14 protein-coding genes are annotated in these 14854 nt (G+C 64.2%); 10 read left to right on the top strand and 4 right to left on the bottom strand.

Annotated features, from left to right (window positions below):
* Positions 1–82: 82 nt before the first annotated feature.
* The 5 genes from IVB54_RS16310 (at position 83) to IVB54_RS16330 (ending at position 4556) form a co-directional block, all read left to right on the top strand.
* Positions 83–910: a 3-keto-5-aminohexanoate cleavage protein gene (locus IVB54_RS16310; protein ID WP_247362349.1), complete on the top strand. Its 828-nt coding sequence runs from the start codon at positions 83–85 to the stop codon at positions 908–910.
* A 135-nt stretch (positions 911–1045) separates the two neighbouring features.
* Positions 1046–2251 (top strand): MFS transporter, encoded by a 1206-nt coding sequence (locus tag IVB54_RS16315; RefSeq protein ID WP_247377499.1) that lies wholly within the window; start codon positions 1046–1048, stop codon positions 2249–2251.
* Between the two features lie 169 nt (positions 2252–2420).
* The gene (locus IVB54_RS16320) at positions 2421–3650 is read left to right on the top strand and encodes a CaiB/BaiF CoA-transferase family protein (RefSeq protein WP_247362353.1); all 1230 of its coding nucleotides are present in this window, start codon (positions 2421–2423) and stop codon (positions 3648–3650) included.
* A gap of 189 nt (positions 3651–3839) precedes the next feature.
* The gene (locus tag IVB54_RS16325) at positions 3840–4055 is read left to right on the top strand and encodes a hypothetical protein (protein WP_018457601.1); all 216 of its coding nucleotides are present in this window, start codon (positions 3840–3842) and stop codon (positions 4053–4055) included.
* Between the two features lie 108 nt (positions 4056–4163).
* On the top strand, positions 4164–4556 hold the full coding sequence (locus IVB54_RS16330) for a RidA family protein (RefSeq protein ID WP_162847229.1): 393 nt from the start codon (positions 4164–4166) through the stop codon (positions 4554–4556).
* 3 nt (positions 4557–4559) lie between these two features.
* Here IVB54_RS16330 and IVB54_RS16335 read toward each other — a convergent pair whose 3' ends face one another.
* Positions 4560–5222: a TetR/AcrR family transcriptional regulator gene (locus IVB54_RS16335; RefSeq protein ID WP_247362355.1), complete on the bottom strand. Its 663-nt coding sequence runs from the start codon at positions 5220–5222 to the stop codon at positions 4560–4562.
* Positions 5223–5444: 222 nt separating this feature from the next.
* Between IVB54_RS16335 and IVB54_RS16340 the strand changes: the two genes are divergently transcribed.
* The 3 genes from IVB54_RS16340 to IVB54_RS16350 all read left to right on the top strand — a co-directional run bounded on the left by IVB54_RS16340 (position 5445) and on the right by IVB54_RS16350 (position 8587).
* Positions 5445–6680, top strand: a complete 1236-nt coding sequence (locus tag IVB54_RS16340; protein ID WP_007611657.1) for an acyl-CoA dehydrogenase family protein — start codon at positions 5445–5447, stop codon at positions 6678–6680.
* A gap of 132 nt (positions 6681–6812) precedes the next feature.
* Complete coding sequence (locus IVB54_RS16345; RefSeq protein ID WP_085351268.1) at positions 6813–7871, top strand: phosphotransferase family protein; 1059 nt, start codon at positions 6813–6815, stop codon at positions 7869–7871.
* Positions 7872–7960: 89 nt separating this feature from the next.
* Entirely contained in the window at positions 7961–8587 is a 627-nt protein-coding gene (locus IVB54_RS16350; protein ID WP_247777367.1) for a LysE family translocator, read from the top strand.
* Between the two features lie 201 nt (positions 8588–8788).
* On the opposite strand, the gene argE is transcribed toward IVB54_RS16350, so the two are convergent.
* Positions 8789–9961: an acetylornithine deacetylase gene (gene argE, locus IVB54_RS16355; protein WP_247362358.1), complete on the bottom strand. Its 1173-nt coding sequence runs from the start codon at positions 9959–9961 to the stop codon at positions 8789–8791.
* A gap of 1015 nt (positions 9962–10976) precedes the next feature.
* Positions 10977–11762 carry an SDR family oxidoreductase gene (locus IVB54_RS16360; RefSeq protein WP_018456438.1) on the bottom strand — a complete coding sequence of 262 codons (786 nt, stop codon included), beginning with the start codon at positions 11760–11762 and terminating at the stop codon, positions 10977–10979.
* Between the two features lie 134 nt (positions 11763–11896).
* Between IVB54_RS16360 and IVB54_RS16365 the strand changes: the two genes are divergently transcribed.
* Together IVB54_RS16365 and IVB54_RS16370 are read left to right on the top strand one after the other, a co-directional pair.
* The gene (locus IVB54_RS16365; RefSeq protein ID WP_018456439.1) at positions 11897–12595 is read left to right on the top strand and encodes a histidine phosphatase family protein; all 699 of its coding nucleotides are present in this window, start codon (positions 11897–11899) and stop codon (positions 12593–12595) included.
* Positions 12596–12662: 67 nt separating this feature from the next.
* Positions 12663–13430, top strand: coding sequence for an SDR family oxidoreductase (locus tag IVB54_RS16370; protein WP_018456440.1), 768 nt, complete (start codon positions 12663–12665; stop codon positions 13428–13430).
* A gap of 165 nt (positions 13431–13595) precedes the next feature.
* On the opposite strand, the gene IVB54_RS16375 is transcribed toward IVB54_RS16370, so the two are convergent.
* Positions 13596–14831 carry a serine hydrolase domain-containing protein gene (locus tag IVB54_RS16375; RefSeq protein WP_018456441.1) on the bottom strand — a complete coding sequence of 412 codons (1236 nt, stop codon included), beginning with the start codon at positions 14829–14831 and terminating at the stop codon, positions 13596–13598.
* Between the last annotated feature and the right edge of the window lie 23 nt (positions 14832–14854).

A 14854-nucleotide genomic window follows, 5' to 3' on the forward strand; every position in this document is an offset into this window, starting at 1 on the left:
CGCGGCGGCAGGGCCTCACTGCATAGTCAGGCCGCCGATTCGAATTTGGTGCGCGCGAGCGCAATCAATATGAGGTTGCAAGATGAACCCCGTCGTCATTGCCGTCGCAATCACCGGCTCCGTTCCGCGCAAGAAGGACAATCCCGCGGTCCCGATTCTGCCGTCCGAGCAGATCGAGTCGACGCACCAGGCCTTTGAAGCCGGTGCCACGCTCGCCCATATCCATGTTCGCAACGATGACGAGACGCCGTCCTCCGATCCCGAGCGTTTCGCCCTGGTGCAGGCGGGGATCAAGAAGCACTGTCCGGACATGATCGTTCAGTTCTCGACCGGAGGGCGGGGCCGCGATCCCTCGGCGCGCGGATCGTCGCTCTACCTGAAGCCGGACATGGCCTCGCTGTCCACGGGATCGGTGAACTTTCCGACCATCGTCTACGAGAACAGCGCCGCGCTGGTCGAGACCCTCGCCACCGGGATGAAGGCGAATGGCATCCGGCCGGAAATCGAGATCTTCGATTTGTCGCATCTGCATGGCGCCCGCCGCCTGATCGAGGCGGGGCTGATCGACCAGCGTCCGCACGTGCAGTTCGTCATGGGCGTCAAGAACGCCATGCCCGCGGACGAGCATGTCCTCGACATCTTGCTGGGAGAGCTCAGGCGGCTGATCCCGGAGGCGACATGGACGGCAGCGGGGATCGGACGCCACCAGGCCGAGGTCATGGGCTGGGCGCTCGCGCGGGGCGCCGATGCGGTCCGCACCGGCCTCGAGGACAATATCAGGATCGACAAGGCGCGCCTCGCGGCCAGCAACGCCGAGCTCGTGGCCGTCGCCGGTGAGGCTGTCGCGCGTCACGGCCGGCGCGTGGCGACTGCGGCCGAGGCGCGATCCCTGCTCGGGCTCGCGGGGTAGGGCGCTCCTGCCGCCACCTGACATGCTCCCGGCCGCCTGCTGCCATTCGACGGCCGGCGTTTCCCTGCGCTAAGTCCGGGGGTAAGACAGGTGTCACAGGCGTGATCGGCGCCTGCCGGGCAGGCGACGATTGGAATGCGGTTCTTGAAATCTGACAGCAGGCTCATCGGGGTCCTGCTGGTGCTTGCGGTCTCCCAGCTTGTCGGGTGGGGTACGATAGGTCTTCCCGCCATCGTCGGACGCGATCTCGCGGCCGATCTCGGCATGAGCCTGCCGGCGGTGTTCGCCGGGACGTCCGTCCTCTATGTGTCGATGGGGCTATGCGCGCCCTGGCTCGCCAGGTCGTTTGCGCGGCACGGCGCACGAAAGGTCATGATCTCAGGCACGGTCCTCACCGTGCCGGGCTTCATCCTGCTGTCCCTCGCGCGCGAGCCGATGCTGTATTTCGCGGCCTGGATCGTCCTTGGCATCGCCGGCAGCGCCACGCTTTCGACCGGCGCCTATATCATGCTGAACGAGGTCGCCGGGCGGCAGGCCAAGAATGCCATCGGCGCGCTGATGCTGGTGACGGGCCTGTCGAGCAGCATCTTCTGGCCGACGACGTCGTTCCTCAGCGGTTTGCTCGGCTGGCGCGGGACGTGCCTCGTCTATGCAGCCATGATGGTCGTCATCAACCTTCCGCTCTATGCATTCTTTGCACCGCGCCGGAAAATCGTCGGTGATCGTGGCGGCGAGCCGGTGAAATCTTCGCCGCCGCCTGCGATTCCCAGGAGCACCTTCAGCCTCGTCGTTGCCGCGATCACGCTGAATGCCTTCGTCAATTTTGGCATCGGCGCCATCATGATCGAGTTGCTCCGGGCGGAGGGGCTTCCCCCGGCGCAGGCGCTTGCGTTTGGCTCGATGCTGGGCGTGATCCAGGTCAGCGCCCGCGGACTCGATTTTCTCGGCGGAGGGCGGTGGGATGGAATCACGACCGGGCTCGTCGCCGGCACGGCGCTGCCGATCGCCATGCTGCTGCTGATGACGAGCGAGGGCGCGACCTGGGCGGTTGCGGCCTTCATCCTGCTCTACGGCGCCGGCAGCGGCGCGATGGCGGTGGCGCGGGCAACGATCCCGCTCGTGTTCTACGATCAGACCGAGTTCGCCAAGGCGATGTCGATGATCGCGTTGCCGCTCAATCTCGCCTCCGCGGTCTCGCCGCCGCTCCTTGTCGGCCTGCTCACCCAGTTCGGCAGCCGCGGCGCGCTCGGTCTCACCTTCGTCTGCTCCTGCGCCACGGTGCTGATCCTGGTCCTGCTCGGCCGCCGCCGGCCGCAGGTGGCTGCAGCGGCTGCAACCTGAGAATATTCGCCATGCGGAAATTCACCGCGCGGTGACCTGCGCCGGGCGGGCTGGGGGATGGCCGTATGCCCACAGTGCAGTGCTCGGATCGCCAAAATAGTGTATCCGCAGGAAGCGCGGCCTGCGATCTCGCCGCCGCGCCAAGATCCAGTTCCCGGAGGAATTCGACATGTCGGCCCTGCCGCTCTCAGGCATCAAGATCCTTGACCTCACCCGCGTGCTTGCCGGGCCTCTGTCGGCCCAGATGCTGGGCGATTTGGGCGCGGAGGTTATCAAGATCGAGCGGCCGGGCACCGGTGACGACGCGCGCGCCTTCGGCCCGCCTTACCTGACTGACCCCGAGGGCAAGGCCAACAACAACAATTCATTCTACCTCTGCGCCAACCGCAACAAGAAGTCGGTCACGGTCAACATCGCCAAGCCCGAGGGGCAGGCGATTATCCGCGAGCTCGCCAAGGATGTCGACGTCTTCATGGAGAACTACAAGGTCGGCGATCTCAAGCGCTACGGCCTCGACTACGAGACCATCAAGGCGATCAATCCCGGCATTATCTACTGCTCGGTGACCGGCTTCGGCCAGACCGGCCCCTATGCGCCGCGCGCCGGCTACGACGCCATCCTGCAGGCGATGGGCGGCCTGATGAGCGTCACCGGCCATATCGACGGCGAGCCCGGCGAGGGCCCGATGAAGGTCGGCCCGTCGATCGTCGACTACATGACCGGCATGAACACCTCGATCGGGATTCTCTCGGCGCTCTATCATCGCGACGCCAATGATGGCGTGGGGCAGCATATCGACGTCTGCCTGTTCGACACCGTCATCGCGTCGTTGTCGCACTGGCTGCAGATCTACCTCGTCAACGGCAAGACGCCGCCGCGCCGCGGCACCTGGGGCAATGGCGGCATGCCGGCCGGCGTGTTCCGCTGCACCGACGGCGAGCTGATGCTGGTGGTCGGCAATGACGGCCAGTTCCAGCGCACCTGCGCCGTGCTCGGCGCGCCCGAACTCGCGAGCGACAAGCGTTTCGTCAGGAACAACGACCGCGTCGTGCACGGCAAGGAGATCATGGCGATCTTCGCCGGCCTGTTCCTGAAGCAGCCGGTGGCCTATTGGCTGGACAGATTGGAGGAGGCCGGCGTGCCCTCCGGCCCGATCAACAATTTCGAGCAGGTGTTTTCCGATCCGCACGTCCAGTCGCGCGGCATGCGGGTGAAGGTCGATCATCCCTTCCAGCCCGATCTCTCGCTGATCCGCAACGCGCTGACGCTCTCGGAAACCCCGATCAAGGATTACCGCGCCCCGCCGCTGCTCGGTGAGCACACCCAGGAGGTGCTCGCCGGCAAGCTCGGCTACGATGCCGGCAAGATCGAGGCGCTGAAGCAGCAGGGGATTATCTAGCTTCGGCGAAGCGGCGCGCGCGGTTTGGCCTGATCGCCACTGGATAAAAAGGGACGTCAACATGACGCTCCTGCGGCCTTGCGCGAACCTTGCGGGCAATCCCCAGATAATTCCGGTCCGTACTCACACAGGCTTCCGCTCCGCGCGCGACTCAGATTCGATCGGTCCACTCAGTCCGGGAGGGAACGCATGTCCTACACGATCGGGTTTCAGGCCAAGAACCAGAAGGCAATTCTGGCGACCGAGGCGGCAACGGCCAACCAGGCCGTCGCGATCATTGCCGCGTTGCGGCAAAGCGCCGACGAAATAAAGTTCATCCGCTCGCCGCAGGAAGGCGACATGGGCATCGAGATGCTGCTGCTGCTCGCCAAGGAAGAGGCCGAGGAGATGCCGCAGCACGCCTAGGCGGCTCGGCGACCAAACTTCGATCAGAAGCGAAGCATGACGGCTGCAACATGCTGTAGCAAGCCGTCATCTCGCTTGGACCGAAGGTGGCCGCCCATGAATCTCGAAATGAAACGCGAAGCGCTCCGCGTCGAACCGATCTCGACTTTCCTCGATCGTCGGCAGGCGCCGGTCTCGCCGGTCACGCGCGCCGGCAACATGATCTTCGTCGCCGGCCTGCCGCCATTCGACCCCGAGACGGGCGAGATCGCGGACGTGCCGATCGAACGGCAGAGCGAGCTGATCATGGAGCAGATGAAGCTGTGCCTTGAGACGGCGGGCGCGAGCCTCGACAACGTCATGAAGTGCAACGTCTACTGCACCTCGACCAAGCACTTCGCCGCGTTCAACAACGTCTATGCGCGCTATTTCCCGCACGATCCGCCGGCGCGGATCTTCGTCTGTACGCCGGAATGGTTCGGCCCCTTCGACGTCGAGATCGACTGCATCGCGATGATGTGAAGGTTAGCGCGCCGCCATTTTTGACGGCGCCTTCGCCTCCGTCCGTCCCGCCGTCAGCGCCATCGTCGCCACGCTGACGACGCGCGCGACCACGTCCTCGACATCGTCGAGGTCGCATTTGCCCTCCGACAGTTTCGTCAGCCGCTCGCTCTCGCGGATGGTGTGGTGCGCCATGGCGAGCGCGAAGTTCAGGCCCCAGTAAATATCGACGTCGCTGCGGTCGGGCAGGGACCTTCGCATCGCGCCGGCGAATTTGCGCAAATGGTCGATCTCGCGATTCTTGATGCGGCGGATCGGCGGCACGGATTCGATCGAAGCGCGGATCATGAAGCGCGCCGCGCTCGAGCGCTGGTTCTCGGGACCGAGGCAGCCGCGCAGCGTCGGGCCGACCAAGGCATGCAGGATTACCTCGATCGGCGCGCGGCCGCCGCCTTGTTCTTCCGCCGCCTTCAATTCGCGCAGACGCTCGCGATTGGTGGCGATCGAGCGTGTCACGAACAGCTCCGCGATCAACTCGTCCTTCGAGCCGAAATGATAGTTCACCGCCGCGAGGTTGACATTGGCCTCAGCGACGATGTCGCGCAACGTCACGTCGCCGAACCCGCGATCGGCATAGAGCCGTTCGGCGGCGGCGAGAATGGCAGTCCGGGTATGATCGCTGGCCATGGGAGCCCCTCGGGGAGGGAGTTGCAATTCAAACGGTTGTATGAAACTATCGTTTGAAGGCCGGGAAAGTCAATCCGCAATCGGGACTCGTTCGCAAAGGCGCGAATGGGTTCCGGAGCATCCGCAAGCCGCGCATTCGCACTTGCGGGTCGCACAATGCGGGTGGACAGTCCGGCGCAAAACAAGTTCGCCAAACGAGTTGGCAAAGACGAGGAGCGTCCCATGGATTTCGATCTGTCGCCGAAGCAGAAGGAATGGCTCGACCGCGTGCAGTCCTTCATGGCCAAGCACGTGCGCCCGGCGGTGCCGGTCTATGATGAGCAGGATCGCAGCGGCGAACGCTGGAAGGTGATCCCGGTGCTCGAGGATCTCAAGAAGAAGGCGAAAGCCGAAGGCCTCTGGAACATGTTCATGCCGCCCAACGAGCATGAGGACGACGAATTCCGCGGCGCGGGACTGACCAATCTCGAATACGCGCTGCTCTCCGAGCAGATGGGCCACATCTCCTGGGCTTCGGAAGTCTTCAATTGTTCCGCGCCCGACACCGGCAACATGGAAGTATTCATGCGCTACGGCTCCAAGGAGCAGAAGCGCAAATGGCTGCGTCCGCTGATGGACGGCGAAATCCGCTCCGCCTTCCTGATGACGGAGCCGGCCGTGGCCTCGTCTGACGCCACCAACATCGAGACCAGCATTGTGCGCGACGGCGACCACTACGTCATCAACGGCCGCAAATGGTGGTCGTCCGGCGTCGGCGATCCCCGCTGCAAGATCGCGATCCTGATGGGCAAGACCGACTTCAAGGCGGCCAAGCACCAGCAGCAGTCGCAGATCCTGGTTCCGCTCGACACCCCCGGCATCAAGGTCGAGAAGATGCTGCCCGTGTTCGGCTTCGACGACGCGCCGCACGGCCACGCCCAGGTGCTGCTCGAGAACGTGCGGGTGCCGAAGGAGAACATCCTGCTCGGCGAAGGCCGCGGCTTCGAGATCGCGCAGGGCCGCCTCGGTCCCGGCCGTATCCATCACTGCATGCGCACCATCGGCAAGGCCGAGGAGGCGCTGGAGAAAATGGTGAAGCGGCTTACCTCGCGCACTGCCTTCGGCAAGCGGATCGTCGAGCATTCGGTGTGGGAGCAGCGCATCGGCGAGGCCCGCACCAACATCGAGATGACGCGGTTGTTGTGCCTCAAGGCCGCCGACATGATGGACAAGGTCGGCAACAAGACCGCGCAGGCCGAGATCGCCATGATCAAGGTCGCAGCCCCCAACATGGCGCTGAAGATCATCGACGAGGCGATCCAGGCCTTCGGCGGTGCAGGCGTCTCGGACGAAGCCGGCCTCGCCAAGGACTACGCCCACATCCGCACGCTCCGTCTCGCCGACGGCCCGGACGAGGTGCACAATCGCGCCATTGCCAGGCTCGAGGTTCGGAAGTATGCAAACTCTTCCAGTCATTAAGCGGGAGAGCACGCTGGCGCTCCCGATTTGAAGAAACGACAGGGCATGATCCGTGATCGGATGACCGCTTGACGCAAGTGCGCTGGGGGTTACCGATTAGGATCATGTTCGGACTGAAGAGGGAGCGTCATCGTGGCTGACGGCGTCAGGAAAGACGAAGAGTTCTCGGGCACCAAACCGGTCGAGGAGCGTCATCGCATCGACGAGATGCGGCTCGAAGCCTGGCTGCGCGAGAACGTCGAGGGTTATGAGGGACCGCTGGTCGTGCTCCAGTTCAAGGGCGGCCAGTCCAACCCGACCTATCGGCTCGACACGCCGAACCGCTCCTATGTGATGCGCCGAAAACCGTTCGGCAAATTGTTGCCGTCGGCGCACGCGGTCGATCGCGAATATCGCGTGATCGCGGCGCTGGGAAAGCAGGGCTTTCCGGTCGCGAAGGCCTATGCGCTGTGCCAGGACGACAGCATCATCGGTTCGGCCTTCTACATCATGTCGATGGAAGACGGCCGGGTGTTCTGGGATCCGACGCTGCCGAGCCAGACGCGGGATGATCGTCGAAAGATCTTCACCAGCAAGATCGAGACGCTGGCAAAACTCCACATGTTCGATCCCGTCGCGATCGGTCTTGGCGACTTCGGCAAACCCGGCAACTACTTTGCCCGGCAGATCGACCGCTGGACCAAGCAGTACCGCGCGTCCGAGACCCAGACCATTCCGGAGTTCGAGAAGGTCGCCGAATGGTTGCCGAAGACCGTGCCGGAGCAGGCGCGCGTCTCGATCGTCCACGGCGACTATCGCCTCGACAACATGATTTTCCACGCGACGGAACCACGCGTGCAGGCCGTGCTCGATTGGGAATTGTCGACGCTCGGCGATCCCATGGCCGACTTCACCTATCTGCTGATGCAGTGGGTCATGCCCGGCCTGGACGGCGCCGACCTCAAGGCGCTCAACATCCCGAGCGTGGAGGAGGCCGCGCAGATCTATTGCAACGTCACCAAGATGACGGTGCCTGACCTCAACTGGTATTTCGCCTACAACCTGTTCCGTCTCGCCGGCATCACGCAAGGCATCGCCGGCCGGGTCCGCGACGGCACCGCGGCGAATGCCAAGGCGCTGGAGTCAGCCAAGCGCACCGTTCCGCTGTCGAAGGCGTCTTGGGAGTACGCGCAGAAGGCGGGCGCGGTTTAAGGAATCCGAAGGCGCGGCTGACGGCCGCGCCTTTGCTTGCGTTCCTCTCGTGTCTGGACACGGGACAGAATGACGAGAGAGATGCCCGCATGATTGATCACACCACCCTCATCACCTACATCCTCATCGTCCTCGGCTTCGTCTTCATTCCCGGACCGGCGACACTCCTCACCATGGCGCGCGCCGCGAGCTCGGGAACCAGGGTCGGCATCGCGACGGGCGCGGGAATTGCGGCTGGTGACGTGGTCCACACCACCATGGCGATCGTCGGCCTCTCTGCGATCATCGCGACTTCGGCACTCCTGTTCAGCGTCGTCAAATACGCGGGCGCGGGCTTTCTGATCTATCTCGGCATTCGCGCCATGCTCGACAAGACGCCGATCGAGGTGAATGGCGGTGCGCCCGCGATCAGCGCAGCGCGGGCATTCCGGCAGGCCGTGCTGACCGAGGTGCTGAATCCGAAGACCGCGCTGTTCTTCCTCGCGTTCCTGCTGCAGTTCGTCCGGCCCGAGCATGGTTCGACGACGCTGCAGCTCGCGCTGCTCGGTGCTGTGTTCGTGTTGCTCGGCCTCCTTAGCACGGTGGTGTTCGCCGTCGGCGCCGGCCGTCTCGGCAATTTGCTACGCCGCCATCCAGCCGTCGTGAAATGGCAGGGCAAGGTGGTCGGGACCATCTACTGCGCCGTCGGCGTGCGGCTGGCTTTGCAGGAGCGATGAGGCGCACCGCTCATTCGTAGCCCGGATGAGCGCAGCGATATCCGGGACAGCGGCCCCGCATGTCGCCGCTATGCTCATGCGGACTACGGGTGTCTCCAGACGCTCGTCATTGCGAGCGAAGCGAAGCAATCCAGAATCTTCGCACGGTGGCAGTCTGGATTGCTTCGTCGCAAGAGCTCCTCGCAATGACGCGGAAACACCTTACCCCTTCACGCAATGCGCGATCAGCTTCTCCACGAAGCCTGCGCATTTCTCCAGCTCCGCCATCTCCACGAACTCGTCCGGCGTATGCGCCTGCGCGATCGACCCGGGCCCGATCACCACTGACGGGATATCGGTCATGCTGGCGAACAGGCTCGCCTCGGTGCCGAAGGCGACCTTGGCGTGGTCGTTGCGCCCTGCGAGGCTCTTGGCCAGCGTGACGATGGTGGCGTCGGCGGCGGTGTCGAGGGCGGGATAATCGAGGATCTCTTCGAAGTCGATGCCGCACTCCGGGTGTCGCGCCCTCATCGCCGGCTCGATCTCGGTCTTGGCCCAGGCGACGATCGCATCCGTCACCTCCCTGGATTCGGTTATGCCGATGCCGCGGCATTCGAAATCCACCGTGCAGGTATCGGGCACGATGTTGAGCGCGGCGCCGCCATGCACGATGCTGGTGAGCAGCGTCGAGTGAGGGACATCGTAGAGGCTGTTCGTTGCTTTCGTGCTTGCGAGTTGCAACGCGCGGCGGCGGATTTCGACGATCAGCTCGGCGGCGTATTCGATCGCGTTGACGCCCTCGGGTGCGATCGAGGAGTGGCGGGCGAGGCCCTGGAACGTGGCGCGCACGCCGTGCTTGCCCTTGTGGCCGATGATGACCTTCATCTCGGTCGGCTCGCCGATGAAGGCGCCGAGCGGCTTGATCCGTTTCTTCGCGAGCTCGCGCAGCATCGGCCGCACGCCGACGCAACCGATCTCCTCGTCATAGGAGATGGCGAGATGAATCGGCGTTGTCAGCTTCGCCTCCAGCATCTCCGGCACCATGGCAAGGCACACCGCGACGAATCCCTTCATGTCGGTGGTGCCGCGGCCGTAAAGCTTGCCGTCGCGCTCGATCAGCTTGAAGGGATCGTGGCTCCAGTCCTGGCCGACCACAGGCACCACGTCGGTATGTCCCGACAGCACCAGGCCGGGGCGGTCCTCGGGTCCAATGGTGACCCATAGCGCGGCTTTCTGTCCGGTCTCGTCGACGATGCGCTCACTCTTGACGCCGTGTGCGGCGAGATAGCTCTCGATATGCGCGATCAGGGGCAGGTTGGAGCGATCGCTGATCGTGTCGAAGCCGACGAGGTCGGCGAGCAGCTTGCGAATACGGTCGGGTCTTGAGCTTGGCATTGTCACGTTCTTGTCAGGGGGATGGAAGCTGAAGTGCTTGCACGAACCATACCAACGTCGGCTGTGGTAGAGCAAATCAACACAGACCGGTAGCCCGGGTGAGCGAAGCGATACCCGGGACAGCTCGTGGTCGGAATCCCGGATGTCGCTTCGCTCATCCGGGCTACAAGCCCTTGCATTGGCCGACGGGCAAAACACGCGAGCGGCAGGTCAACGCCCGCCGCTGAAAATATTCCACTTTACCGAAATTCGGAAACGGCGTATGTGTCGCCGTAACCCGGCCCAAGGAAGAGGGGCGTATCGCGATCGTCACGAACGCGGGCCGGACAGCGGCGGACGCTGGGCCACACCGGCGCGAATGGTTTCGCAGGGCGGGCAACCGTGAGCGAAGGCGTCGCGCACACGACCGGTGCTGACAGCGTACGGCAAAACCGTGTCGTCCTGACGCCCGGGGTCTGTGCGTCAAGTCTTGTGGTGATGTGGCGGCCCGACCGGGTTCGCGCATCAGCCATCCATGAGGCGACGGGGGCAATAGTGCATCGCTCCCCGGGGAGAGCACGGCATAAGCCGTAAAACCGCTGCGCAGCGAAGGCCGGACGTTTTGGCTTCACCTGTATGCCGCTGTGCAGATTTTTTACTGCAACTTCGCACAGTGGACCGCGGGTGCCAGCCGGCGCCCGGTCTTCCCTGCGCCCTCTTTCATTCGAGGGTGAGGCGACCAAGCAAAGCTCGGGCGAACAAGCCGCGAGAGGGCGAAGGTGTGTCTGCGAACGGGAATGCGAATGGAAGCGCGACCCTGCCACCCACAGACTCCGTCATTGCGAGCACAGACTCCGTCATTGCGAGCACAGCGAAGCAATCCAGGCTGACGCCGCGGAAAGACTCTGGATGGCTTCGCTGTGCTCGCAATGACGATGCTGAAGCAGTTGCGCGCCAAAACTTCTGTCTCGTGCCCCGGACGCAGCGCAGCAGCGTGAGAAAGCTGCAGCGCCTCCGGGACGCGAGAGTGCGTGAACTAAACCGGCTTCCCCGTATACGGCATCGACGCCGTCAGTCCGCCGTCCACCGGGAAGGCCTGGCCATTGACGTACGACGCCTCGTCGCTGGCCAAGAACAGTCCCATCGCGGCGAGCTCGTGCGGCTGGCCGGGGCGCTTGAGCGGATTGAGCTGGCCGATCTTGTCGGCGGTGCCGCGCTCCTTGGCGCGGTCGAAGATCGGCTTGGTCATGCCGGTCTCGATCAGGCCCGGGCACACCGCGTTGATGCGCACACCGGTGCCGGTGAGCGAATAGGCGGTGGTCTGCACCAGGGAGATGACGCCGGCCTTGCTCGCGGCATAGGGATGTCCGCTGGCGCCGGCCTTGAGGCCCGCGACGGACGCGGTGAGCACGATCGCGCCGGACTGCTGCTTCACCATGTGCGGCATCGCATGCTTCACCGCGAGAAACGGCCCGATCAGGTTGATGCGCAAGACTTCCTGCCATTGCTCGACGGTCTGCTCGCCGAGCGGAACGAGTCCGCCGGAGACGCCGGCATTGGCCCAGATCACGTCGAGCCGGCCGTGCGTCTTCACCGCCTTGTCGATCACGGCCATGACGTCCTTTTCGGAGCCGGCATCCGCCATCATGGCTTCCGCGACACCGCCGGCCTTCTTCACCTCGTCGACCGTCTCCTTCACCGCCTCGCTGCGATCGACCGCGATTAGCTTGGCGCCTTCCCTGGTGAACAGCAGCGCGGCCGCGCGGCCGATGCCGCTGCCGGCACCGGTGATGATGACGGATTTGCCTTGCAGACGGCCCATGCGGTTTCTCCCTTTGGTTCGCGCGCGACGCTTGCCGCGCGACGGAATTTCAAACAAGATTTCAAACGGTAAAGTGTCTTGAGACACGTTCGCTACTGACGTACAGCGACATCAGACGGGATGGAAGGGTTTCGATGGCAGGTGCAGACAAGCCCAAAGTGGTCACGACACGCTGGTGGTGGGTCCGTCACGCGCCCGTGCGCAATGACGGTGGCAACATCTACGGTCAGTCCGATCTCGCCTGCGACACCAGCGATACCTACGTCTTCAATGCTGTTGCCAAGGTGCTGCCACGCAAGGCGGTCTGGTATTCGAGCAATCTGATGCGCACCCATCAGACCGCCGAAGCGATCTGGGCGGCCGGATTCCCGAGGCCTGCATCGATGAAATGGGAGGCGGACCTCGCCGAACAAAACCTCGGCCGTTGGCAGGGCATGAACCGCGCCGAGTTCATCGCCAGCCGTCCCGTCGGCTCGAGCTGGTTTGCCGACATCAACGAGCCTGCACCCGGCGGCGAAAGCTTCATGGACCTCTACAACCGCACCCGCCGCACCATCGAGCGGATCAACAATGAGGCCGCCGGGCAGGACGTGATCGCGGTCGCACATGGCGGCACCATCAAGGCAGCGCTGGGGCTGGCGCTCGACAATCAGCCGGAGCGAGGGCTCGCGTTCGATATCGACAATTGCTCTGTGACGCGGCTCGACTATTTCGCAAGCCCCGAACGCAATGTCTGGCGGCTGCCGATGGTGAACCAGCAGCCGTGGATCGCGGACGATGCGCATGCGGCGATGCATCAACCCGCGGGACCGGAAGTCAAGAAGCTCGCCTGAGCAATTGCCCGGTCGCGCGGACGCGGCGTAAGCTTCAAGCAATCAAAACGTACTCTGGGAGAGAAACATGACCTTGTTCGACATGAAGGGGAAAGTCGCCGTCATCACTGGTTCGACGCGCGGCATTGGGCTTGCGATCGCCGAGCGCATGGCCGAGCACGGCGCCAAGGTGGTGATCTCCTCGCGCAAGGCCGACGTTTGCGACCAGGTCGCCAAGAGGATCAACGACAAGTTCGGCAAGGGCACGGCGGTGGCGATCGCCGCCAACATCTCGTCGAAGGAAAATCTGCAGAACCTCATCGACGAGAGCAACCGCGCCTTCGGCAAGATCGACGTGCTGGTCTGCAACGCCGCGTCGAACCCGTATTACGGCCCGCTCGCCGGCATCTCGGACGATCAGTTCAGGAAGATCCTGGACAACAACATCGTCGCCAACAACTGGCTGATCTCGATGGTGGTGCCGCAGATGATCGAGCGCAAGGATGGCTCGATCATCATCGTCTCCTCGATCGGCGGCCTGAAAGGCTCGACCATCCTCGGCGCCTACGCGATCTCGAAAGCCGCCGACATGCAGCTCGCGCGCAATTTGGCCTGCGAATATGGCCCGCACAATATCCGCGTGAACTGCATCGCGCCCGGCCTGATCAAGACCGATTTCGCGAAAGCGTTGTGGGACAATCCGGAGAACCTGAAAGCCTCGACTGCGCGTTCGCCGCTGCTGCGCATCGGCATCCCCGACGAGATCGCGGGCGCCGCGGTGTTCCTGGGCTCGAAGGCCGGCGACTTCATGACCGGCCAGACCATGGTGATCGACGGCGGCGCGACGATCAGTTGAGGCCCCAATAGGTGTCATCGCCCGTGAAGGCGGGCGATCCAGTACTCCGCGGCCTTCGTTGGAGAGCTCGCTCTCGCCACATCCGCCCCGGAGTACTGGATGCCCCGGTCAAGCCGGGGCATGACAGCGAAAATGTGATGCAGCGCCGCGCATAGCGGCGCCGCCTCAATCCACCGCCGCGTACACCAGATCCCGCACCAGCGTACGCGTATGATCGCGCTGCCCCGGGCCCTGGCTCATGAACACGACGAACAGATCCTCCTTCGGATCGATCCAGAAGAACGTCCCCGCGATGCCGCTCCAGAAAAACTGGCCGACGCTGCCGGGGAAGGGCGCGATGCCGGCTTCACGCCGCACCGCGAACCCGAGGCCGAAACCATGGCCAGGCGACAGCAGCGTGCCGTTGGTCACGACGTTCGGGCCGAGATGATCGGAGGCCATCAGCTCCAGCGTCTTGCGGCCGATGATCCTGTTGCCGTCGAGCGTGCCGCCATTGCGCAGCATCAGCGCGAAGCGGGCATAGTCCATCGTGGTGGAGACGAGGCCGCCGCCGCCGGACTCCATGATGGGCTGCTCGAGCATGTTGAACAGCGCGACCTTGTCGCCGGTCCAGGGATCGGCCGCGAATGGCTCGGCGAGCCTGTTGGCATTGACCTCCGCTGTCGCAAAGCCGGTCTCGGCCATCTGCAAGGGCGTGAGAATGCGCTCGGTGAGGTACGTGCCGAGCGACTTGCCGCTGACGACCTCGATGATGCGCCCGAGGATGTCGGTGGAGCGGCTGTAGTTGAACTCGTCGCCGGGGTGACAGACCAGCGGGAAGCTCGCGACCAGGGCGGCGTGCTCGGCATTGGTGATCTTGCGGCTGCGCACCCGCGAGTCCTGATAGATCTTGTGCACGGGGCCGTCGCCCTGGTGCTCGTAGGTCAGGCCGGAGGTGTGGCGGAGCAGGTCCTGCACCGTCATCGGGCGCTTCGGCGGAACCAGTTCCAGCTTGCCGCCGCTGACCACGCCGACCTTCTGGTTGGCGAACTCCGGGATGAATTTCGCGACGGGGTCGGCAAGGAGCAGGTGGCCGTCCTCGACCAGCGTCATGACGCCGACCGACACGATCGGCTTGGTCATCGAGAAAATGCGGAAGATCGAATCATGCGCCATCGGCGCCGCGCCCGTCGGGCTCTGTTTCCCGAGCGCCTCAAACCATCCGACCTGACCGTGCCGTGCCACCAGCACGGTGACGCCCGGCACGGTTCCCTTGTCGATCTCGCGCTTGAAGGCGTCCGACATGGTCTCGAGGCGAGGGCGCGACAGCCCGAGCGTCTCGGGGCGGGATTCCGGCAGAGGCGGGGTCTTCGCGGCGATCGAGGGGCGAGGGGCGGCTGTCGCGGACGCTTGGGCAGTCATGGGTACTCCCGGTGCTTATTATT

Origin of the sequence: Bradyrhizobium sp. CW1 (assembly GCF_023100665.1) — a bacterium.
GTDB classification, from domain to species: Bacteria; Pseudomonadota; Alphaproteobacteria; order Rhizobiales; family Xanthobacteraceae; genus Bradyrhizobium; species Bradyrhizobium canariense_D.